The 22,850-nt window shown below is 69.6% G+C and carries 16 protein-coding genes; 3 read left to right on the top strand and 13 right to left on the bottom strand.

Features of this window, described 5'->3' with window-relative positions:
- Positions 1-28 precede the first annotated feature (28 nt).
- Positions 29-6,094 carry a hybrid sensor histidine kinase/response regulator gene (locus tag VA613_RS13570; RefSeq protein ID WP_324779553.1) on the top strand — a complete coding sequence of 2,022 codons (6,066 nt, stop codon included), beginning with the start codon at positions 29-31 and terminating at the stop codon, positions 6,092-6,094.
- A gap of 53 nt (positions 6,095-6,147) precedes the next feature.
- Here the strand turns inward: VA613_RS13570 and VA613_RS13565 are convergent, their stop codons facing one another.
- From VA613_RS13565 to dksA, 13 genes are all read right to left on the bottom strand, one after another.
- Positions 6,148-7,203, bottom strand: a complete 1,056-nt coding sequence (locus VA613_RS13565) for an Sfum_1244 family protein (protein WP_324779552.1) — start codon at positions 7,201-7,203, stop codon at positions 6,148-6,150.
- Positions 7,204-7,365: 162 nt separating this feature from the next.
- The gene (locus tag VA613_RS13560) at positions 7,366-9,192 is read right to left on the bottom strand and encodes a hypothetical protein (protein ID WP_324779551.1); all 1,827 of its coding nucleotides are present in this window, start codon (positions 9,190-9,192) and stop codon (positions 7,366-7,368) included.
- A 133-nt stretch (positions 9,193-9,325) separates the two neighbouring features.
- Entirely contained in the window at positions 9,326-9,859 is a 534-nt protein-coding gene (locus tag VA613_RS13555) for a TIGR00645 family protein (protein WP_324779550.1), read from the bottom strand.
- Between the two features lie 37 nt (positions 9,860-9,896).
- On the bottom strand, positions 9,897-11,219 hold the full coding sequence (hslU, locus tag VA613_RS13550; RefSeq protein WP_324779549.1) for an ATP-dependent protease ATPase subunit HslU: 1,323 nt from the start codon (positions 11,217-11,219) through the stop codon (positions 9,897-9,899).
- Positions 11,220-11,263: 44 nt separating this feature from the next.
- The gene (hslV, locus tag VA613_RS13545; RefSeq protein WP_324779548.1) at positions 11,264-11,797 is read right to left on the bottom strand and encodes an ATP-dependent protease subunit HslV; all 534 of its coding nucleotides are present in this window, start codon (positions 11,795-11,797) and stop codon (positions 11,264-11,266) included.
- A 113-nt stretch (positions 11,798-11,910) separates the two neighbouring features.
- Positions 11,911-13,020, bottom strand: a complete 1,110-nt coding sequence (locus tag VA613_RS13540) for an STAS domain-containing protein (RefSeq protein WP_324779547.1) — start codon at positions 13,018-13,020, stop codon at positions 11,911-11,913.
- On the bottom strand, positions 12,986-13,828 hold the full coding sequence (locus VA613_RS13535) for a metal ABC transporter permease (protein ID WP_324779546.1): 843 nt from the start codon (positions 13,826-13,828) through the stop codon (positions 12,986-12,988). Before VA613_RS13535 ends, VA613_RS13540 begins: the two co-directional genes overlap by 35 nt.
- Positions 13,825-14,724 (bottom strand): metal ABC transporter substrate-binding protein, encoded by a 900-nt coding sequence (locus VA613_RS13530; RefSeq protein ID WP_324779545.1) that lies wholly within the window; start codon positions 14,722-14,724, stop codon positions 13,825-13,827. The genes VA613_RS13535 and VA613_RS13530 overlap by 4 nt, the downstream gene beginning before the upstream one ends.
- A 10-nt stretch (positions 14,725-14,734) precedes the next feature.
- On the bottom strand, positions 14,735-16,093 hold the full coding sequence (locus VA613_RS13525; RefSeq protein WP_324779544.1) for a TonB-dependent receptor: 1,359 nt from the start codon (positions 16,091-16,093) through the stop codon (positions 14,735-14,737).
- Between the two features lie 62 nt (positions 16,094-16,155).
- Entirely contained in the window at positions 16,156-16,452 is a 297-nt protein-coding gene (locus tag VA613_RS13520) for a hypothetical protein (protein WP_324779543.1), read from the bottom strand.
- A 10-nt stretch (positions 16,453-16,462) separates the two neighbouring features.
- Positions 16,463-16,702 (bottom strand): membrane protein insertion efficiency factor YidD, encoded by a 240-nt coding sequence (gene yidD / locus VA613_RS13515; RefSeq protein WP_324779542.1) that lies wholly within the window; start codon positions 16,700-16,702, stop codon positions 16,463-16,465.
- The gene (locus tag VA613_RS13510) at positions 16,699-17,754 is read right to left on the bottom strand and encodes a CobW family GTP-binding protein (protein ID WP_324779541.1); all 1,056 of its coding nucleotides are present in this window, start codon (positions 17,752-17,754) and stop codon (positions 16,699-16,701) included. Before VA613_RS13510 ends, yidD begins: the two co-directional genes overlap by 4 nt.
- 322 nt (positions 17,755-18,076) lie before the next feature.
- Positions 18,077-18,496 carry an RNA polymerase-binding protein DksA gene (dksA, locus tag VA613_RS13505; protein ID WP_324779540.1) on the bottom strand — a complete coding sequence of 140 codons (420 nt, stop codon included), beginning with the start codon at positions 18,494-18,496 and terminating at the stop codon, positions 18,077-18,079.
- A gap of 186 nt (positions 18,497-18,682) precedes the next feature.
- Here dksA and VA613_RS13500 point away from each other — a divergent pair, with 186 nt between their 5' ends.
- Both VA613_RS13500 and VA613_RS13495 read left to right on the top strand, forming a co-directional pair.
- Positions 18,683-19,759, top strand: a complete 1,077-nt coding sequence (locus VA613_RS13500; protein WP_324779539.1) for an efflux RND transporter periplasmic adaptor subunit — start codon at positions 18,683-18,685, stop codon at positions 19,757-19,759.
- Complete coding sequence (locus VA613_RS13495; protein WP_324779538.1) at positions 19,756-22,824, top strand: efflux RND transporter permease subunit; 3,069 nt, start codon at positions 19,756-19,758, stop codon at positions 22,822-22,824. Before VA613_RS13500 ends, VA613_RS13495 begins: the two co-directional genes overlap by 4 nt.
- Positions 22,825-22,850 lie beyond the last annotated feature (26 nt).

The raw sequence follows: 22,850 nt of genomic DNA, 5'->3' as shown, positions 1-22,850 counted from the left end.
CCAGCAAACGAATTCGGGAATACACACCATGAGCGCCTTACTCGATTACGATACCGGCCCCCTGAACTGGGTCCGTGGCGACATCGATGCCGCCCTGCAGGCCGCCCTCGGGCGCGTGCAGGCATTCAGCGTGGACGCCGACCTGACCAATGCCCTGCGCCTGGCCGCCGACGACGCGCACCAGGTGACCGGCGCGCTGCGCATGGTCGGCCTCGAAGGCGCGGCGACCCTGGCCGGAACGCTCGAGGCCACGCTGGGCGATATCAATGCGAACCGCCTGCAGGCCGACGACGCCGTGCTGCGTGCCCTCCGCAACGCGATCGAGGGGCTGCAGCGCTGGGTCAAGGACCTGGCCGACGGGCGCGGCAGCGGCGAGCTGGCGCTGTTTCCGCTCTACAAGCGGCTGCGTGAACTGCAAGGCGCCGAGCGCGTGTTCGAGGGCGAGCTCTTCTTTCCGGACCTGCGTACGCGGGCGCACGGCAAGGCGGCCAATGACAGCCTGACGCAGGAGGCCTTGGCGGCCGAGGTGAAGCTGGCGCGCGGCCTGTTCCAGCGCGGCCTGCTGGCCTTCCTGCGCAACGTCGACGCCGAGCAGGGCCTCAAGCGGATGCGCGATGCGCTCGCCACGATCGAACGCATTGCGCCCTCGCAAGCGGCGCAAACCTTCTGGTGGGCCTGCGTCGGCTTCGTCGACAGCCTGATTGCCCGCGGCGTCGAGGCCGATTTCCACGTCAAGCAGCTGCTCGCCCGCATCGACCTGCAGATGCGCCGGCTGATGGAAGGGTCGCCGCAGGTCGCCGAGCGACTGCTGCGCGATGCCCTGTTCTTCGTCGCGAAGAGCCAGGCGCTGGACGGCCGTGCGGCCGAAGTGCGGGCGACCTTCGGGCTCGACCGTTACCTGCCGGGCCGCGGCATGCTGGATCCCGAGGCGCTGGCGCGCATGCGCCCGGTGCTCGAAGCCCTGCAGGCCAGCCTGAAGGCCGCGCGCGACAGCTGGCACGCCTTCGTCGAGGGTGACGCGGAGCAGCTGGCGCAGTTCCAGACCCATCTGGAGCGCATGCATCCGCAGGCGCAGATGCTCGGAGAAAGCGGACTCAAGCCCCTCCTGGACGAGCTTTCCGCGGCTGCCGTGCTGGCGATCGCCCGCGAAGGCGAGGCGCGCGAGCAGGTGAACCTGGAAGTCGCGGCCGCGCTGCTCTTCATGCAGAACGCCGTCGAACGCGAGGACGTCCTGCACAACGATTTCGCCGCCCGCGCAGAAGCGCAGCAGGCGCGGCTGCAGGCCCTGATCGAGGGCCGCGAGCTGCCTGCCAGCGTCGTCGAGGCGTCCAGCCAGCGCGAGGCCGAGCGCGACATGCTGGTGCACATGGCCCAGGAAGTCGGGCAGAACCTGAAGCAGATGGAGGAGGCGCTCGACGCCTTCTTCCGCGACCCCGCCGAGCGTGAAGCGCTCGCCGGCCTGCCGGCGCTGGCGCAGCAGGCGCAGGGTGCGCTGACCATGCTCGAGCTGCCCGACGCAGCCAGCCTGCTGAGCGCGGCCACCGCGACCGCGCAGACGTTCGCCGCGGAGGGGCATCCCGACGAGGCGACGCAGCGGCGCCTCGCCGACGCCTTCTCCAGTCTCGGCCTCTACATCGAGGCATACTGCGCCGGCCGCGCCGACGCCGGCCGGATCCTGCGCCCGGTGCTGATCGAGTTCGGGGTGGTCGATGCCGGCGCCGACGACGACGGTGCATTCGACGAGACGGTCGAGTCGGGCCTGCCCGCCCGCAAGGCCGGGGTGCAGGAAGACTATGTGGCGTGGCGCGATCAACCCGACGACGCCACAAAAAAAAAATTCCTTGATTCGCTGACCGAACTGAACCGCGACGCCGAGCTGATCGACGACGCGGCCCTGAAGAACCAGACGCGCAGCGCGCTCGACGCCTGCCAGGGCGCCTTCTCCGCGCCGCTGGCGATGGATGCGGAGATCGCCGTCCTGACGGGCCTGGCGGTTCCCGAACGGCTGGCCATCGAGGCACCGGCCCCGATCGAAGAGATCGTCGAGCCGGTCGCCGAGGCGGCCCCCGTTTCCATCGAAGACGCCAACCCGACCGCCGATCCGCACGTCGCCGCGACGGCCGAGCCGTTCGAGCCGATCACCGTGGCGGCGGACGAGGCGAACGTCGCGAAGGCCGAGGCCGCCGTGGAGCCGGAAACGCCGCAGGCGGTTTCCGAAGCCGGTGCGGGCGTACCCGCCGAGGAAACGGTGCTGGCGACGATCCCGGAAGGCTCGGAGCCCGAACTGCTCGACATCTTCCTGGAAGAGGCCAACGAGGTGCTCGCCACCATGGGCGAGGCGAGCGAGGCCTGCCAGAGCAATCCGGACGATCAGGCATCGCTCACGGTGATCCGCCGCGGCTTCCATACGCTGAAGGGCAGCGGCCGCATGGTGGGGCTCGAAGAACTCGGCGAAACCGCCTGGCGCCACGAACAGCTGATGAACGGCTGGCTGGCCGAGAAGAAGGCGGCCAGCAGCGACCTGCTGCGCCTGGTGACGCGCGCGCGCGGTGTCTTCCAGGAATGGGTGAACGCCCTGCAGGCCAACGAACCTGCGCACCTGCCGGTGCCTGCCCTGCTTGCCGCGCTCGATCGGGTGGCCCAGGGGCAGCCGCTGGATGCGGCGGCTGTGGCTGTCGAGCCCGTGTCCGAGCCCATGGCCCTCGAAACCTCCGGCGAAGCGGAGCCGACGCTCGAGCCTCTGAGCGCGCTCGCCGAGGCCGACACCGTACCGGAAGCCGCCCCGGCAATCGAGGCGGCGCCGCCGGTCGCGCCTGCCGCCGAGCCGCCCCTCGCGTCGTTCACCGACCTCGAGCCGGCGGTTCAAGTGGCCGAGGAGGCGCCCCTTGCGTTTGCCGAAGCGGAGCCCGAGCAGTTCCAGGCGGCGCCGCCGCTCGCCGTCGCCGCAGTGATCGAATATGCGCATCCGCCGGCGCCGCCAGCCAGGGACATCGAGCCTGAATTCACCGAAACGGAAGCGGCGCGACCGGCCGTGGGCGCCATCGTCGAGTATGCCGTTGCGCCGGCCGTTGTCGAGACGCCCGCGCCAGCGGACGAGATCTGCATCGGCACGGTGTGCCTCTCGACCGGGCTCTACGAAATCTTCATGACCGAAGCGCACCAGCGTCTGGCCGTCCTGCAGGAGGAAGCCGAACGCCACGTCGACGCCACCCAGGGCGTCGTTAGCGAGCATGCCCGCCGTGCGGTCCATACGCTGGGCGGCATCGCAGGCACGGCCGGCGTCACGGCGCTGGCCGAGCTGTCGCACGCACTCGAGCAATACTGGAACCGCTTCGCCTACGCGCCCCTGCCGGCCGCGCACCTGCCGCTGGTTCAGGACGCCGTCGCGCGCCTGCGCGACATGATTGCGGGCATCGAGAGCGGGCACCTGCCCGAAGCAGCGGACGACCTGGTCGCAGCGCTGGGCGAGCTCGAGGACGAGCAGCTGCCGGCGGTGGCCGAGCAGCCGCTCGCGGCAGACGAAATCCTTGCCGAGGCGGCGATGCCGCCTGCCGCTATGACTGTCGTCGAAGAACCCGCTGCGGCCGATGTTTCGTCTGCCGAAGCGGAAACCGTCGAGGTATCCGCCGATGCGGTGCCGGAGGCGACGCTCGACGCTGCCGAGCCCGTGCAGGCGAGCGTGGCCGAACCGGCGGGGCCGGCGGCGGACTCACCGGCACTGCCGGATGTCAGCGCGCTGATTCCCGAGCATCGGCCCGCCGCAGCCGCGCCGGTATTCGAACGGCGCGAGGTGGCCGACGACATCGACGCGCAGCTGCTGCCGATCTTCCTCGAGGAAGCCGAGACGCTGGTACCCGAGACCAGCGCGCATCTGCGCGCGTGGAAGGATGCCCCCGCCGACGCCAAGCCGCGCGATGCGCTGCGCCGCAACCTGCACACCATCAAGGGCAGCGCACGGATGGTCGGCGCCATGCGGCTGGGCGAGTTGACGCACGTCATGGAGTCGCGCGTGATCGCGGTCATCGAGGGCCAGCTGAACGCCGGAGCGGAGGTGTTCGACACCCTGGAGGCGCAACTCGACCGCCTGGCGGACGCCGTCGAGCGCCTGAAGCAGGGCGATCTCGCGCCGGCGATCGAAGAGGCCCCGGCGCCGCTGGAGGCGCCGGTCGAGCCGGTGCTTGCCCAGGCCGGCCCGGCGGCCGCAACGGCGGCTCCGGCGACCGATCCGCTAGCGCCGGCGCAGCCGGTCGCGCGCGACAGCAATGCCCTCACCCTGCGGGTGCGCGCCGACTGGATCGACCGCATGGTGAACCAGGCGGGCGAAGTGGCGATCGCACGCTCGCGCATCGAAAGCGAGGTCTTCGCCTTCAAGCGCCACGTCAGCGAACTGTCGGAAGCGCTGGTGCGCCTGCGTGCCCACATCCGCGAGGTGGAGATCCAGGCCGAGTCGCAGATGCAGGCCACCTTCCAGACGCAGGGCGCCGCCGAGCAATTCGACCCGCTCGAATTCGACCGCTTCACCCGCTTCCAGGAGGTCACGCGCTTCCTCGCCGAGAGCGTCAACGACATCTCGACGGTGCAGCACATCCTGATGGCCCGACTCGGCGAAGCCGATGCGGCGCTGATCCAGCAGACCCGCCTCAACCGCGAGCTGCAGCAGGACCTGCTGCGGGTACGCATGGTGCCGCTGTACTCCGTCGCCGAGCGGCTCTATCGCACCGTGCGCCAGACGGCGCGCGACGTCGGCAAGCGCGCCCAGCTCGACATCCAGGGCGGCGACCTCGAAATCGACCGTTCCGTGCTGGAGAAGGTCACGGCCCCGATCGAGCACCTGTTGCGCAACGCGCTGGCGCACGGCATCGAAACGCCGGAAGCGCGCCGCGCCGCGGGCAAGGCCGAGTTCGGCGAAATCGTGCTGTCGGCGCGCCAGACCGGCAACGAGATGCTGATCACCGTGAAGGATGACGGCGGCGGCCTCAACTATGCGCGCATCCGCGAGAAGGCCGAGGCCAACGGCCTCCTGCTGCCGGGCGTCGAGCCGACCGAAACGCTGCTGGGACAGATGATCTTCGCAGCCGGCTTCTCGACCGCCGAGGCCGTCAGCCAGGTCGCGGGCCGCGGCGTCGGCATGGACGTGGTGAAGAGCGAGATCTCGGCGCTGGGCGGCCGCATCGACCTGACGTCGACGCCGGGGGCCGGCACGACCTTCAACATCTACCTGCCCCTGACGCTGGCGATGACGCAGGCCGTGATGATCCAGGCCGCCAAGCACGACTACGCGCTGCCGGCCCCGCTGGTCCAGCAGGTGCTCGAACTGAAACCGCACGAGCTCGAACAGGCGATGGCGGCCGGCGAACTCAGCTGGCGCGGCACCCGCTACCCGCTGTCCTATCTGCCCCATCTGCTGGGGGATGCCGAGGCGGTCCACGAAGTGCAGCGCTACAACCCGGTGGTGCTGCTGCAAAGCGGCTCCAGCCATGCCGCGGTGCTGCTCGACACGATCGAAGGCACGCGCGAAATCGTGGTCAAGAACATCGGCCCCCAGATGGCCCGGATCACCGGTGTCGCCGGTGCGACGGTGCGCGGCGACGGGCGCGTCATCCTCATCCTCAACCCGGTTCCGCTCGCCCTGCGCTGGGCCAGCATGCCGCGCAACGTCGTGGAACGTGCGGCCCCGGCCGAGACGGTGGAGGTGAGCGCAGCGCTGCAGCCGCCGCTCGTCCTCGTCGTCGACGATTCGCTCACCGTGCGCAAGATCACGACCCGCCTGCTCACCCGCGAGGGCTTCCGTGTCGACAGCGCCAAGGACGGTGTCGACGCCCTGGAAAAGATGCACGACCTGATTCCGGATGTCGTGCTGCTCGACGTCGAGATGCCGCGCATGGACGGCTTCGAACTGGCGCGCGTGATGCGCGGCGACCCCCGCATGAAGGCGGTCCCGATCATCATGATCACGTCGCGGACGGCGGACAAGCACCGCAATCACGCGATGGAAATCGGCGTCAACGTGTATCTGGGCAAGCCCTATCAGGAACAGCAGCTGCTCGACGCCATCGCCGAGCAGCTTGGGCAGGAAGCCAGTCTGCCGGCCTGAAGGGCGTTCCGGCGAGCAAGCGACGGGCGGGTGACACCGCCCGTTTTTTTTGCCTAGAGCCGGAGGCTGGCGAGATCGCCTCCGGCCAGCGCATTGAGCTGAGCGTCGCCGCGTGCCGGGTCGCGGTGGTAGGTGGACGCCAGCATCCGCGCGACATCGAGCCAATGGCCCTCCGCCGTCCGGACGAGCGTGGCGAGGCGGCCGGTGTCGCAGCTGTCGAGCCACGCCTCGTAGGCCTGCGGCAGCGCCGGAAAGAGGGCGCGTCGCAGCCCGGACAGGTTCGCCAGGTAGAAATGCAGCGATCCGACCGCCTCGCGCTCGAGCAGGGTCGGCAGCGTGACCAGGCAGTCGGCCAGATGGTCGCGCACCGCGCGCACCAGCAGTTCGGCATGCTTGGAGGTCAACTGGCCGAGCATCGCGTTCCAGCCGTCCCCCAGCAGCGATTCGGCGCGCGCCTCGCCGATCTCGTGGAGGATCATCGCCTCGCTTTCGGCATCGGCCATGCGATCGAGGCCGCGCTCGATGTCGCGCTCGAAATCGTAGTGGGCGAACGCGCGGCCGAGCGCCGTGTCCTTTTCCTTCCACTGCCATTCCTCGTACTTGTTCCACAGCAGGCGCCGCACCGCGTCCATGCGCAGGAAGATCGCGCCGTCACGCATCGCCGCGGGCGGCGCGATCAGGTCGCGCGCGTATTCGCATCCGGCCACCAGCACCTGCACGCCCTCGCGCACCTCGGCGCGCTTGAGCTCGGCGAGGACGAAGTGCGGCTTGCGGAAGCGCCCGAGCCCGCTGCTGTAGACGAGGCCCTGGGGCACGAGCGCGCGGTTGATGTCGTCGGCCTCGAACGGATCGATGCCGTCAGCGGTGAGCGGCAGCCGGGCAAACTCTTCCTCCTCGACGGTATCCCACAGGCTTTCGCGCGCGTTCAGCCAGTCGCCGAGCTCGTCCTTGGGCAAGCGGGCCCCGTAGGGAATTTCCATTTCCCACCGGTAATACTCGCGCATCTCCAGCAGGAAGGTGCACATCGTCATGTCGCGTGCGTGGCGTGCATCGGCGATCATGCAGTTCTTCTGAACCGTGTCGATGAGAGCAGACAGGTTTTCGACCATGGGACACTCCTGGGGAACAGCTTTATCTAGAGTGTACAAATAAAAACAGCCCGGACAACCGGGCTGTTTCTGGGGATATTTCGAGGAAGCGACATCCGTCTCCCCGACCCTCCGCTGCGTGCGGCAGAGGGGGCGAACGGGCGCTGCGCGCGCCCGAACCGATCAATGGCGGCGCTGGGCGCCGAAATAGCTGAGGTCCGCGTGCGAATGGCGGCTGAGCTCGAAGCGCGCATCGCCCGCGAACTGCCCGGCGAGCTGGCCGTACACCTCGGCTGCCCAGGCCTTGTCGTTGAGGGCGTCGGCGATGCCTTCGGCCCAGCGCAGCTTGTCCGCCGGGCTGCTGAGATGCGCGCCGCACGCGGCATACCACTTCTTCAAGGCTGCGGCCGGCAGGGCAAAGCCCTTCAGGCGATCGATGAACTGGATGCATGCGTCGCCGTTCGGGCAGGCGGCCGCCGCCTCGGCATACAGTTCGTCGGCGCGGGTGCCGTTGCCCATCGCGGCATACAGGCGGGCGATGTGCGTCAGCGCGAAGTGGTCCTTGGCCTGGGCCCGTGCGGCTTCCAGCAGGCGCCCCGCCTCCGTGGCGTCCTGGGTGGCGGCAAAGCTGGCCTCGGCAAGCTTGGCGAGGTCGTACACGGTGGCACGGGCGTCCCCGGCCAGCGCCGCCTCACGCGCGGCGAGGTAGGCCCGCGCCCTGGCGACGCCGAGCTCGCGGTGATGCAGGTGGGCGGCCGTGACGACCAGATCCTTGAAGGCGATGAAGTCGGCGGCATTTTCCGAAGCGCGGTCGAGCAGCCGGCCGAGCCAGGCCGTGTCGTCGAGGTTCTTGTCCACCGCGAGCAGGATGGGCTTGTAGCGGGAAAACTGATAGCCGGTCCCGTCGAGCAGCTTTTCCGCCGATTCGATCAGCTTGGCGGCATAGAAGGGATCCTCCAGCTCGACGCGCACGCGTTCCGCCAGCGCGAGCAACTGCTTGACGCTGGTGGCGTCCTTTTCGAGCTGCTGGAATTCGAGGTAGCGCGCATGGTTGGCCTGGCGCTTTTCGAGCTTGGCCTTGACGCGGGCCAGGCGCTCGGCGTCGTCGGCGAGGTGGGTTTCCACCGCGGCGACCAGCTTCTGCATTTCGTCGAGCCCCGCCACCGCGTCTTCCGCCTTGTCGAGCAGCGCGGCTGCGGCGGGCTTGTCGCCCACGCTGGCCAGGCCTTCGGCGAGCTCGATGTATTCGCCGGTGGCGCTGGCGAGATCGCCCGCCTTCTTCAGTGCGGCCTGCATGAACGCCGCGTCGCCCGCCTGCCGGGCCGACTCGATCAGCGTCTTGGCGGCGGTGAAGTCGGTGGCGCCGGCCAGCGCGCGCTCATACAGCGCCTTGGCCTTGGCAGGGTCGCCGAGCGTCTTCGTGACCTCGCTCGCCAGCGACAGCAGATCCGGCACGCTGGAGAGCTTCTCGCCCGCCTTGCTGAAGATCGCTGCCGCGTAGTCCTTGTCGAGCACGTGCTCGGCGGCCGCCGCGGCGAGCTTGCCGTATTCCACCGCGCGCGAGATCTTCGCCTCGGCCTTTTCCAGCACCTTCTTCGCGAAGGCGCTGTCGGCGATCACGCTCATCACGTTCTTCGCCAGGTCGATCAGCGGGTCGAGGTTGCCGGTTTCCTTCAGCGCCTTCTCGTACGCGCCGACCGCCGCCGCCTTGTCGCCCAGCACCTTGAACTTGGCCTCCGCCAGCGCGATCTGCTCCTCGCCGCTCATGCAGTAGTCCTCGGCCGTCTGCAGCAGTTCCTCGGCGCGGCCCTGCTCGCCCAGCGCCTTGTAGACGATGGCGCAGGCGGCGAGGTCCTTGGTGAACTGGCAGTCGTCCGCCACGCGGTCCATCAGTTCCTTGGCGTAGGCGGCGTCGGCGGGTTCCTGCAGCGCCTCCAGCGCCAGCGCCGCGTAATCGGCGCCGCTGCTGCACTGGGCTTCTTTGGGGGTGAGGGTGTCGCGCGTGGCCATTCGTGTCTCCCGGTCAATTTGATCAAACAAACCGGGTGATTTTCCGCCTCCGGCCGCAACCCGCCAAATAAGTTATGTCGATGGCGGCATTAGTGGCCGTGTGCGGCGGCCGGAAGTCGCTTCCCGGGCGCGATCAATGGCGCACGCTTTGCGGCATCAACCGGTCGATGTAGGCGATCGAGACCGCCGACAGGATGAAGGCCAGATGGATCACGGTCTGCCACAGCATGACCTTGTCCTCGAGGTTGGGCGCGTTGATGAAGGTCTTGAGCAGGTGGATCGACGAGATGCCGATGATCGCGGTGGCGAGCTTGACCTTCAGCACGTTGGCGTTGACGTGCGACAGCCACTCCGGCTCGTCGGGATGGCCTTCGAGATTGAGGCGCGAGACGAAGGTCTCATAGCCGCCGACGATGACCATGATGAGCAGGTTGGAGATCATCACCACGTCGATCAGGCCCAGCACGATGAGCATGATCTTCTCTTCGGTGAGGGTGAGCGTGCCGACGATGAGATGCTCGAGCTCGACCATGAAATGCACGACGTAGACGAGCTGGGCCGCGATCAGCCCGAGATAGAGCGGGACCTGCAGCCAGCGGCTGCCGAACAGGAGGGTCGAAAGAAACTTGCCGCGGGTTTCGAGGGGCTGGTTGGTTTCGGGTTTCATGCGTTGCGTGAGCGGTGAGCGGTGAGCGGTGAGTGGTTTAGAGGACGTAGCGGGCGAGGTCCTCGCGGGCAGCGAGTGCGGCCAGGCGGCTGGTGACGGCGTCGGCGTCGACCACGTATTCGCCGGTGACGCTGCCGGCGTCGAAGGAGATGTCCTCGAGCAGCTTTTCCATCACGGTGTGCAGGCGGCGCGCGCCGATGTTCTCGGTGCGCTCGTTGACCTCGAAGGCGATCTCGGCGATGCGGCGGATGCCGTCGTCGGTGAATCGGAGCGTGACGCCTTCGGTCGCCAGGAGCGCCTCGTACTGGCGCGTGAGGCAGGCGTCGGTGGCGGTGAGGATGCGCTCGAAGTCCTCCACCGACAGCGCCTGCAGCTCGACGCGAATCGGCAGCCGGCCCTGCAGTTCGGGGATCAGGTCGGACGGCTTCGACAGATGGAAGGCGCCGCTGGCGATGAACAGGATGTGGTCGGTCTTCACCATGCCGTACTTGGTCGACACGGTGGTGCCTTCGATCAACGGCAAGAGGTCGCGCTGCACGCCCTGGCGCGAAACGTCGCTGCCGTGGGCGTCGCTGCGGGTGGCGATCTTGTCGATCTCGTCGAGGAACACGATGCCGTTCTGCTCGACGGCGTCGAGCGCCTGCTGCTTGGTTTCCTCGTCGTTGATCAGGCGTCCCGCTTCCTCTTCGGTCAGGAGCTTCATCGCCTCGCGCACTTTCAGCTTGCGGTGCTGGCGGCGGCTCTGGCCGAGATTCTGGAACATGCCCTGCAGCTGCTGCGACAGGTCTTCCATGCCCGGCGGGGTGAAGATTTCCATGCTGGGGCTGACCGCGGCGAGATCGACCTCGATTTCCTTGTCGTCGAGCTGGCCCTCGCGCAGCATCTTGCGGAAGCGCTGGCGCGCCGTGCCGTCCTCGCGCGGGGGCTCGGGCTCGCCGAAGCCGACGCTGCGCGGCGGCGGCAGCAGCGCGTCGAGGATGCGCTCCTCGGCCGCTTCCTCGGCGCGGAATTTCACCTTCTGCGTGGCCTGCGCGCGCAGATCCTTGATCGCGGTCTCCATCAGGTCGCGGATGATGGTGTCGACGTCGCGGCCGACGTAGCCGACCTCGGTGAACTTGGTCGCCTCGATCTTGATGAAGGGCGCGTTGGCGAGCCGTGCCAGGCGGCGGGCGATTTCGGTCTTGCCGACGCCGGTCGGGCCGATCATGAGGATGTTCTTCGGCGTGATTTCCTGGCGCAGCGGCTCGCCGACCTGCTGGCGCCGCCAGCGGTTGCGCAGCGCGACGGCGACCGCGCGCTTGGCGGCCGCCTGGCCGACGATGTGCTTGTCGAGTTCGTGGACGATTTCTTTGGGGGTCATGACGGGCGAGCGGTAAGCGGCAGGCGGTGAGCGGAGGGGGCCGCTCACAGGGTTTCGATCACGTGGTTCTGGTTCGAATAGATGCAGATGTCTCCCGCAATGGTGAGGCTCTTTTTCACGATTTCAAGCGGGGGCAGGTCGGTGTTCTCCAGCAGCGCGCGTGCGGCCGACTGGGCGAAGGCGCCGCCGGAGCCGATGGCGGCGATGCCGAGCTCGGGTTCCAGCACGTCGCCGTTGCCGGTGATGATGAGCGAGTGCTCGCGGTCGGCCACCGCCAGCATGGCCTCGAGCCGGCGCAGCATGCGGTCCGTGCGCCAGTCCTTGGCGAGTTCGACGGCGCTGCGCATGAGGTGCCCGGAATGCTTGTCGAGCTTGGCCTCGAAGCGCTCGAACAGGGTGAAGGCGTCGGCCGTGCCGCCGGCGAAGCCGGCCAGCACCTTTTCCTGGTAGAGGCGGCGGACCTTGCGCGCGGTGGACTTGATGACGATGTTGCCGAGGGTGACCTGGCCGTCGCCGCCGAGGGCGACTTCGCTGCCCCGGCGGACGGAAAGAATGGTGGTGCCGCGATATTGTTCCATGTGCGGGAAGGTCCTTGGGATGGGGGAACGTCTGGGGATGTCTTGCTCGGGCGCCGCTGCGGGGCCGGGAGGGTGGGATCGGTCGGAGGGGCCGGTCGGGGTCCGGCGCGCCGTCAGGCGGGGTGCCGCGGAACCAGCTGCGCGAGCTGATCGATGCCCATGACGCGGAAAAGTTCGTGGATCAGCGCGTTGTGGCCGCGCAGCGTGATGCTCTTGCCGCTGCCCAGGCACTGCATCAGCACGCTGATGAACTGGCTGACGCTGCCGTAGTCGACTCGGGTCACCTGGCTCAGGTCGACCAGCACCTCGGCGTGCGTGGCGGCGTAGCCGCCGAACTGCTGCAGCGCGCTGTCGTTGGCGGGCGTGATTTCGCCGGAAAGGCGCAGCGCATCGTCGGCGGGCTCGGCGGGCTTGGTTTGCACCACTTCGGCCGCCTGGACCTCGGTCCAGGACGGCGGCGAGACCTCGAAGCGCACCGCGTAGTCGACCGCCAGGTCCTCGAAGTTTTCCTGCCGTCCGAGCGTCTGGTAAAGCTCGAGCAGCAGCAGCCAGTGCGGGGCGCGGCTGTGGGTCGCACGGGTCAGATCCTGCAGCAGCGCGGTCAGGCGGTCGACGCCGCTGACCTGCAGCTTGCGCTTGGCCTTGCGCGCGGCGCCGAGAATGGTCGCGCACTCGTCGGCGCCGGCTTCGTCGACCATCTCGATGCGGGAAAAATCGATCCGCAGTACGGCCTTCTTGTCGGTCGCGGCGATGCCCTCGCGCAGCGCGGCGGTCGCGTTCTTGTCGAGCAGGCCCGGCAGTTCCAGGGTGGCCGCCTGCGCCGGCTTGGCGGAGGCGGCGTTGCCTCCGAGTTTCTGCCAGACGGGGGGCGAGGTCTCGAAGCGCATGGCGTAGTCGAGGGCCAGCTGCTCGAAGTCCTTCTCGCGGTTCTGGATGCTGTAGAGGTCGAACAGCATGTGCCAGGCGCGCCGGTCGCCGCCGCCCAGCATGTCCCGGAGCATGCGCTCGGCCATCTCGGCCTGGCCGCTGGCGTAGAGGATTGCCGCTTCGTCGACCGGCGACTGCGGGCCGCCGCTGGACTCCTCCACCACGATGCCGCTCGCGCTCATGTCCATCGTGAGCAGCGTTTCGGTGGGCGGCGACGCGGTGGCAGGCGCGGGTGCGGGCTGGCGGGCCGGCGCCGCGGGTTTATCCTTGCCTTTTTTGAAAAACGGAAGAGCCACGGATGTGCGTGCGGTTGACGGAATCAGTGGGGATACTAGCGCTGTCGCCCCGCTGCGGCAACCGCAATAAGCGGCCGCCCGCGAGCGCGAGCGCGGCGAGCGCGATGACGATCGCGGGGCCGGCCGGCCAGTCCAGCAGGGCGGACGCCGTCAGGCCGGCTGCGTAGGCGAGGGCGCCGATGCTCCACCCGGCCACGAGGCCCGCGCGGGGCGGCCGTCCGCGCACCGCCAGCGCCGGCAGGATCAGGCTGGCGAACACCAGGTAGACGCCGACGAGCTGCACCGAGGCGGTGATGGCGAGCGCGAAGATCAGGTAGAAGCCGAGCCGGCCGAGGCGTTCGCCGCGCAGCCGCCAGAAGCCGAGCAGGAGCGCGTAGACGGCCGCGATCTGCGCCAGCTGCGGCGGCCCGACCCAGAGGATCTGCCCTGCCAGCAGCGCGTTGAGGTGCTCGCCGCCTTGGGGATCGCCCGCGAGCAGCAGTACGGCGAGGCTCGCGGCGACCGCGAACGACGAGCCGATCAGCGCTTCCTGGATCTCGGGCCAGCGTTCCTCGCAGCGCGCGAGGAAGGCCGCGCCCGCCAGCGCCGCGGCCGCCGCCGCGAGCTGGGTCTGCCAGCCCTGGGTTTCCCAGCCGAGGGCGTGCGCCGCGATCACGCCGAGGACGGCGATCTGCGCGATGGCGAGGTCGAGAAAGATGATCCCGCGCGCCAGCACCCGCCGCCCCAGCGGGACGTGGGTGGCGAGGACCAGCAGGCCGGCGGCGAACGGCCAGCCGAGCAGGCCGGGGTCGAGCGCGGCCCAGTTCATCGGGCGGCCCTCAGTAACTGGTCGACCGTGTCGTCGAACAGCCCGAACAGGTCGCCGGCGCGCGCCGAGCCGCCGACGGTGAAGGGCAGCGCGATCGCCGGGATGCCGGCATGCGCGGCCAGCCATTCCGATGGACGCGGGTCCTGGTAGGCGGCGCGGATCACGGCGCGCGCCGGCGTCGCCTTGAGCCGCGCCGCGACGTCGGCGAGCTGGCCGACCGACGGCGCCACCCCCGGCTTCGGCTCCAGCACCGCGACCTGCTTCAGCCCCAGCCAGTTCTCGAGGTAGGGAAAGCCCAGGTGCTGCACCGCGATGGGCATGCCGCGCAAGGGTGCGGCCTCGGCCTGCCAGCGCGCGATCGCGGCGTTCCAGCGCGTGTTGAACCCGGCGAGCCGGGCGCGGTAGAGCGCCGCGCGGGCGGGATCGAGTTCGGCCATGCGGGCGGCGAGCGCCTGCGCCACGCGCGCGATGTTGCGCGGGTCGGTCTGGACGTGCGGATTGCCCGCGGCGTGGATGTCGCCCTGGGCGCGATCGAGCACCATCGGCTTCTCCAGCAGCGCGACCTGGCGCGCTGCCTCGAAGTAGCCGGGCTGGCCGGGCTGGATCGCAGCGTTGCCGGACTGCTGCAGCAGCACTGGCAGCCAGCCGATCTCGAGTTCGGCGCCGGTGCACACGGCGAGGTTGGCGCGCCGCATCTGGGCGATCAGGCTGGGGCGTGCCTCGATGTGGTGGGGGTCCTGCATCGCCGTGGTGGCGGTGTAGACCTTGACCGCGTCGCCGCCGAGTTCGGTGGCGAGCGCGCCCCACTCGGGCTCGCAGGCGAAGACGTTGAGGGCGGCATGGGCAAAGACAGGCCACGCCGCGAAGAGGAAGGAGAACAGGCGGAAAGGCTTCATCGGGGTCTCCTTAGAACGTGTGCGCGCCGTGCGTGCCGAGGCTGTAGATGTATCGCAGGTACCACTGGTTCTCGTCCTGGCCGACGTTCGCGCGGTCCTGCGTGACCTGCAGGCGCAGGCGCGAGAACTCGGACGGCGAATAGTCGACCATCAGCGAATGCCGGGTCGGGCGGTAGTCGGTGCGCGGCAGGGCGGTGTCGTTGAGGCCGTACTCGCGCGAGCCGGGGTCGAGCACGTCGTAGCGATAGCCGACGCGCCAGCGCGGCATGAACTGGTAGGCCGCCTGCGCGTAGCCGCCGTATTGCGTGGCCTGGTACGCTCCCGCACTTCCGGTGCAAAGCAAGCCGCCGCTGCAGCTGAGGCCGCCGCTTTCCTCGCGGCGGAACAGCTCGGCCGCGAACTTGAAATTGCGGACCGTCGGATTGCCCAGCGGCGCCCACTTCCAGACGAAATCCGCCATCCAGGTCCTGCTGTCGCCGCTGAAGGCGGTGTCGACAAGGGTGCCGTTGCTGTCGGTCAGCGTGCCCGTGCGCGCGTCGGCGCGCGTCGACAGGTAGGAGACGCCGCCGCGCCAGCTGTTCGACTCGCCGACGTCGCCACCGATGTGGCCGTAGAGCGCGTAGCTGCCCGCGCCGTTCCGGTTGCGGTCGGTGCCGGGGAACTGGGCGCCGCGGCCGATCTCGGCCCCAAGCTCGGTGAACAGGTCGGTCGGCGCGACCCAGCGTAGCTGCAAGCCGTCGTTGCCATAGCCTTCACCGAACAGCGTCTGGTACATCAGGTTGTTGGTGGCGAAATCCCACGCGTGCGGATGCTGCTCGTTCTGGTAGCCGATGCCGGAACGGAAGCGCCCGCCCTTGACGGTCAGGCCATGTCCCAGCGCGATGGTCTGGAACCACGCCTCCTCGACGCCGACGCTGCCGTCGTTCAGCGTGGCGTTGAAATAGCCGCGGAAATACGGATCGATGTTGGAGGCCAGCACGAGTTCGCTGTCGTCGACCGAGAAGCCGCGCGCCGGCGTGGAAGCGGCGTCGTTCGTCAGGAAGCCGGCGATCTGGCGAGCGGGGATGTCCTTCAGGTTGGCGTAGCCGCCCTGCAGGATGAGCGAGATCGCGGGGTTGAAGGCGCCGGGATTGGCCGGCGCCGAGCTGGCCGCTTCCACGGGCGCAGCGCTTGCTGCCGGGGCCGCGCTCGGCGCTGCCGCAGCGGCCTCGGCTTTCGCAAGCCGCGCCTCGAGGGCCTGGATGCGTGCTTCGTAGCCGGTCTTCATGGCCTGGACCTCGGCGCGCAGCGCGGCGAGGTCGGCCTGGTCATCGGCGTGCGCCGGAAAGGCGGCCGCAAGCGCGGCCGCCAGGAGAGCGGGACGTAACATGGTTGACTCCGTCAAACGTGAGGCAGACGCCCGCGCGCGCCAAAGGCGCGGTGGCGGGCAACTCAGGCGTCGAGCGGAGCGGGCGGCGCGCGGGCGCAGGCGGGACGGGGGGCGAGGTCGGCCCAGGCGGGCGTTGCGCCCGGCGTGTAGACGGGGATGATCGGCGCGGTCGCCACGACGACCGGGCTGGGCGGCAGCGCGGCGCCGAGCTGGGCATGGGCGACGCAGACTTCGCACACCTTGTCGGGAAGGCCGGCATCGTGCGGGCGCAGGTGCGTCAGCGCATGGGCGAACGCCGCCGCCTGACCGAACAGCAGGGTCAGGGCGAAGAGCCAGGAAAGCAGGCGGCGCGACGGCATGAACGGCATTTTAACGCCGCGGCGGGTCGACCGGCGGCACCGGGTCGTGGCCGTGGGCGCAGCCGGGGCGGCAGCGGCCGATGCGCTTCGCGGCGAGCCAGCTTCCCTTGAGGGCGCCGTGCTTTTCGATCGCCTCCTTGCCGTATTCCGAGCAGGTCGGCAGGAAGCGGCACTGCCGGCCGAGCCAGGGCGAGAGCGCGAGCTGGTAGACGCGAATCGCGCCGATCAGGAAGCGCTGCGCGAGGTTCATGGCGCGTGCCTCATGCTGTCGTCGGCACGGAGGCCCGCGGCGCCGGAGAAATCGGCGAGCAGCTTGGCGACGAAGGCCGGCTCGAGGTCGCGCACGATGAAGACGAAGCGGCTGCGATGGTCGTCATCGGGCCAGGCGTCGAGCCGCGCTTCCGGGTAGAGCACGTGCTGCACGCCGTGCAGCACGACCGGCTGCGGCTCGCCCCGCAGGTTGACGATGGCCTTGAAGCGCAGCAGGTTCTCGGCACGGAAGGACAGCAGCATGGACAGGGCCGACTGCAGCCCGTAGCGGTCGAGCGGATCGTCGATCGTCACCGAAAACGCCTGGATGCGGCGGTCGTGGTGGGGCGCTCCGCCCAGCGGCCCCGCGCTGGCCGGCCGATAACGCTGCGGCTTGAGCCAGCGGGCAGCCTCGAGCGTCCGCGTTTCGGCATTCCATAATCCCAGGTTCTGGACCGCGGCCGGGTCGAGCTCGCCGTGCGTCACGGTCACGATGTCGGCGGCCGGGTTGAGCGCAGCGAGCCGTTCCTGCAGCGCGGCGACGGCTTCGGCCGTGGCGATGTCCGTCTTGGTCAGCAGCAGCCGGTCGGCGACCGCGACCTGCTTGACCGCCTCGAAGTGCGCGTCGAGCTGGCCCATGCCGAAGACGGCGTCGACCGTCGTCACCACGCCGTCAAGGCGGAAGCGCGCGCGCACCCAGTTGTCGTGCAGCAGGTTGTCGAGTACGGGTGCCGGATCGGCGATCCCGGTGGTCTCGATAATGACGCGTTCGAACGCCGGAATGTCGCCCTTCTGGCGCGCCATCCAGAGGTTCTTCAGCGTCGGCGACAGGCTGCCCGAAATCGTGCAGCACACGCAGCCGCCCGACAGCAGCGCCATCGGCCCCTCCATCTTCTGCAGCAGCTGATGATCGAGCGCGACTTCGCCGAACTCGTTCATCAGGATCGCCGTGCGCGGCAGCGTGCGCACCAGGTGGTTCAGCACCGTGGTCTTGCCGCTGCCGAGAAAACCGGTCAGCAGCGTGACGGGGAGCGGGGAATCGGATGTCACCATTGCGCGGGGCGTTGCGAAGGCGTGGCGGCAGGTTTCGGTGCAGGCTCATGTCGGCAAGGCCGACGTGAAGCCGCGCAGCGGCGGCCGGAACCAAAACCGGTCAGCAGCGTGACGGGGAGCGGAGAATCGGAGGTCACCATTGCGCGGGGCGTTGCGAAGGCGTGGCGGCAGGTTTCGGTGCAGGCTCGTGTCGGCAAGGCCGACGTGAAGCCGCGCAGCGGCGGCCGGAACCAAAACCGGTCAGCAGCGTGACGGGAAGCGGATTGTCGTGCATCAGGCGCGCGAGGGAAGTCTTCGGTGCGGTTGCCTGCGATGGTGCGGCTCAGGCGTGCAGCTTTTCCTGCTTCTCGTGGCGCTCCTGCGCCTCGATCGAGTATTCCGCCGTGGGCCGGGCCAGCAGGCGCGGCAGGCCGATGGGGTCGCCGGTCTCGAGGCACCAGCCGTATTCGCCCGAGTCGATGCGCGCGATCGCGGAAGAGATCTTCTTCAGCAGCTTGCGTTCGCGGTCGCGCACGCGCTGCTCGAGCATGTGTTCCTCTTCGACCGTGGCGCGGTCGTTGGGGTCGGCGAAGGTCTCGTTTTCCTTGAGATGCACGCCGGTCTCGGCGGCATTGCTCAGCATCTCGTCGCGCAGCGCTTCGAGGCGGCGGCGGAAGAAGGCGAGCTGGTCCGCGTTCATGTAGGCGGAGGCAGGCATTTTCAGCAACGCGGCTTCGGTAAGGGGAGGGGGCGAGGCAGGCATGGGGTGCTCCAGGCGTTGGGGGGTGAAAAAGCGTGGCCGGGCGTGACGCCCGCATGGCCGAGGTCGATCCGGTTGCAGCCAGGATGCGTCGCGCATGATACCCCTGCCACGGCCGCGGGGGCCAGCCGGGCGCCGGGCCGGCGACCGATGCGGCCGGAATCGGCGTCCTTGGGCGATAATCTGCCGATGCGCCCCCGATTCCTGCCGACCCTCCTCGTGCTCGTTCTGGCCAGCTGCGGGCGTGACGCGCCGCAGGCGCCGCCGCCCGACATCCGGCCGGTCCGCGCCGAGCGGGTGGGTGTGGAGGCGGCCGTGCAGGGCAGCCGTTACGCGGGGGAGGTGCGCGCGCGCTACGAGACCGACCTCGCGTTCCGCGTCGGCGGGCGGGTCCGGACCCGCGCGGTCGAGGTGGGCAGCGAAGTCCGGGCCGGACAGCTCATCGCCACGCTCGATCCGCAGGATTACGCGCTCGCGGCGCGCGCCGCGCGTGCGCAGCTGGCGGCCGCCGAGACGGACGCCAGGCTGGCGCAGCAGGACCTGCAGCGCTTTGCCGAACTGCATGCGCGCAACTTCATTTCCGCCGCCGAACTCGATCGTCGCCGCGCCACGGCCGATGCGGCCGCCGCGCGGGTGCGCGCGCTGCGCGCCGAGGCCGCGCGCCAGGACAACCAGCAGGCATACACGCGGCTGGCGGCACCGCATGCCGGCGTGGTGACGGCGGTGGCATTCGAGGCGGGGCAGGTCGTGGCGGCCGGGCAGCCGGTCGCGCGAGTGGCGCAGCGCGGCGAGCGCGAGGTGCGCATCGACGTTCCGGAAAATGCCCTGCAGGCCTTGCGCGCGGAACGTGCGCCGCGCATCCGGCTGTGGGCGGCGCCGCAGAAGGCGTATGCCGGGCGGCTGCGCGAGGTGTCGCCGATGGCCGACCCGGCGACCCGCACCTACAGCGCGCGCGTGAGCCTGCTCGATCCCGATGCCGACGTGAAGCTGGGCATGACGGCCACGGTCGAAATCGGCACGGCGGCAGCGCCCCGCCTGTCGGTCGCCCAGACGGCGCTGTTCCGGGTCGACGGCAAGCCGCAGGTCTGGGTGGTCGACCCGCGGACGCACAAGGTCGCGGCGCGCAGCGTGCAGATCGGCGGGCTCGACGGCACGCGCGCGGTCATCGTCTCGGGACTGGCCGCGGGTGAGTGGGTGGTGACGGCGGGAGTCCACAAGATCGCGCCCGGGCAGGAGGTGCGTCTGGTCGCGCCCGAGCGTTCATGAGCGCCGGCCCGCCCTTCGTCCCCGGGCGCGGGAACCTGTCGCGCTGGGCGATCGAGCACCCGGCGCTGGTGCGCTTCTTCATCGTGCTGATCCTGCTGGTCGGCGTGCGCGCCTACTTCCATCTGGGCCAGGCCGAGGATCCGCCGTTCACCTTCAAGACGATGCTGGTCCAGGCGCGGTGGCCCGGCGCGACGGCGCAGGAAGTGTCGGAGCAGCTGACCGAGCGCATCGAGAAGCGCCTGCAGGAGATGCCCGAACTCGACTTCGTGCAGAGCTACGCCAAGGCCGGCGAAACCGCGCTCTTCGTGACGCTCAAGGAAACCGTGCGCGGGCGCGACGTGGCCGATGCGTGGTACCGCGTGCGCAAGAAGATCGGCGATCTCAAGGGGGAATTGCCGGCCGGCGTGGAAGGCCCGTTTTTCAACGACGAGTTCGGCGACACCTTCGGTTCGATCTACGCCTTCACCGGCGACGGCTTCAGCCGCGCCGACCTGCGGCGCGCGGCGGAAGAGGCGCAGCGCGAGGTGAGGCGCCTGCCCAACGTCGGCAAGGTCGAACTGTTCGGCATCGTGCCGGAGAAGATCTACCTCGAAGTGCCTGCGCAGAAGCTGGCGACGCTCGACCTCACGCCGCAGCAGATCACGCAGGCGGTGCAGGAGCAGAACGGCGTCGTCGCCAATGGCCGGATCGAGAACGGCCAATTGTCGATCCCGCTGCGCATCAGCGGAAGCTACACCGACGTCGAGCGGCTGCGCGAAACGCCGATCCGCGTCGGGGCGCGCACCCTGCGCCTGGGCGACATCGCCGAGGTGACGCGCCGCTACGAGGATCCGCCCGCCACCGAAGTCCGTTCCCAGGGCGAGCCGGCGGTGCTGCTCGGCGTGTCGCTGGCGGACGGCGGCGACGTCGTCGCGATGGGACGCGACGTGGCGGCGACGATGGCGCGCCTGCAGCGGACGCTGCCGGTCGGCGTGGAGATCCAGCAGGTCCACGACCAGCCCAGCATCGTCCGCCGCGCGGTCAAGCTGTTCATGGAAAGCTTCTTCGAGGCGGTCGCGATCGTGCTGGCGGTCACCTTCCTCGCGCTCAAGTGGCGCGCGGGCCTGGTGGTGACGCTGTCGATCCCGGTCGTGCTGGCGATCACGTTCACCGCCATGTGGCTGTTCGATATCGGCCTGCACCGCATTTCCACCGGCGCGCTGATCATCGCGCTCGGCCTCCTGGTCGACGACGCGATCATCGCGGTGGAGATGATCGCGCACAAGCTCGAATCCGGCTGGGGGCGCTTCGAGGCGGCGACCTACGCCTTCCAGTCGACCGCCTTCCCGATGCTGACCGGCACGCTGCTGACCGCGACCGCGTTCCTGCCGATCGCGCTCGCCAAGTCGGCGGTGGGCGAATACACCTTCGCCATCTTTGCCGTGACGACGATCGCGCTGCTGGCGTCGTGGGCCGTCGCGGTCGTGGTGACGCCCTACCTGGGCCATGTGCTGCTGAAGCCGGCGCACCAGGTGGCCGACGAGGATGCGGCCTACCTGACGCCGTTCTACCGGCGCTTCCGTGCGATGGTGACCTGGTGCCTGGCGCATCGGCGTACCGTGATCGCCCTGACGGTCGCGGCGCTGCTCGTCGGGCTGGCCGCGATGCAGCGGGTCGAGAAGCAGTTCTTCCCGCAATCCGACCGCCTCGAGATCCTCGTCGAGATGTGGCTGCCGGAAGGCGCCTCGATCGAGGCCACGCGCGCGGAGGCGGTGCGGCTCGAGGGCCTGCTGCGGCACGACCGCGACGTCGCGCACGTCGTCACCTACATCGGCCAGGGCGCGCCGCGCTTCGTGCTCGCGCTGGACCAGCGGCTGGCCAATCGCAACTTCGCGCAGCTCGTCGTCATCGCCCGGGACATCCCTGCGCGCGAGCGCGAGCTTGCCCGCATTCGCGCGCTGTTCGACACGCAGTTCCCGAACGTGCGCGGACGCGCCGTGCGCTTCGAATACGGCCCGCCCGCCGGCTATCCGGTGCAGTACCGGCTGTCCGGCAACGACATCCCGCGCCTCAAGTTCGAAGCGGAGAAGCTGCGCCGCATCCTCGCCGCGCAGCCGCAGGTGACGGCCGTGAATCTCGACTGGAACGAGCAGTCGCTCGCGATCCGGGCGCAGCTCGACCAGGACAAGATCAAGGCGCTCGGGTTGAGCTCGGATGCCGTCGGCCGTCTGCTGGCGCTCGAGCTGTCCGGCGCGACCGTGACCCAGTTCCGCGAGGACGATCAGCTCATCGATGTCGTCCTGCGCATTCCGCGCCAGGAACATCGCGACGTCGACGCGCTGAAGACCCTGCCGATCGGCAGCTTCGGCGGCCGCAGCGTGACGCTCGGGCAGGTCGCCCACCTCGCGCCGGTGTTCGAGGACGGCGTGATCTGGCGGCGCGATCGCCTGCCGACGATCACGGTGCGCGGGGACCCGGTCGGCGACACCCAGCCGGCCACGATCATCGAGTCGCTCGCGCCCCGGGTGGCCGCCTTCCAGGCGCAGCTGCCGCCCGGCTTCCGCCTCGAGGTCGGCGGGCCGGTCGAGAGCAGCGCCAAGGCGAATGCCGCGATTGCCGCTTCGTGGCCGCTGATCGTGATCAGCACGCTGTCGCTGCTGATGCTCCAGCTCGGCAGCTTCTCGCGCGTCATGCTGGTGGTGCTGACGGCGCCGCTGGGCTTGATCGGGGTGGCGATCGCGCTGCTCGCGAGCGGGCGGCCGATGGGCTTCGTCGCGCTGCTGGGCATCATCTCGCTGGCCGGCATGATCATGCGCAACTCGGTGATCCTGGTCGACCAGATCCGCCAGGACATCGCGCGCGGGCTGTCGCAGTGGGACGCCGTGATCGAGTCGACGGTCCGGCGCATGCGGCCGATCAGCCTCACCGCCGCCGCCGCCGTGCTGGCGATGATCCCGCTGTCGCGCTCGATCTTCTGGGGGCCGATGGCGGTCGCGGTGATGGGCGGGTTGATCGCGGCCACGCTCCTCACGCTGTTTTTCCTGCCGGCCTTGTATGCGGCGTGGTTCCGGATTAAACCGGAATAACGGACGAAGCGAGAGACGGGGGTGGA

It is taken from the genome of Thiobacillus sp. SCUT-2 (assembly GCF_035621355.1).
GTDB lineage: Bacteria > Pseudomonadota > Gammaproteobacteria > Burkholderiales > Thiobacillaceae > Thiobacillus > Thiobacillus sedimenti.
This window is presented reverse-complemented; position numbering and strand designations above follow the sequence as displayed.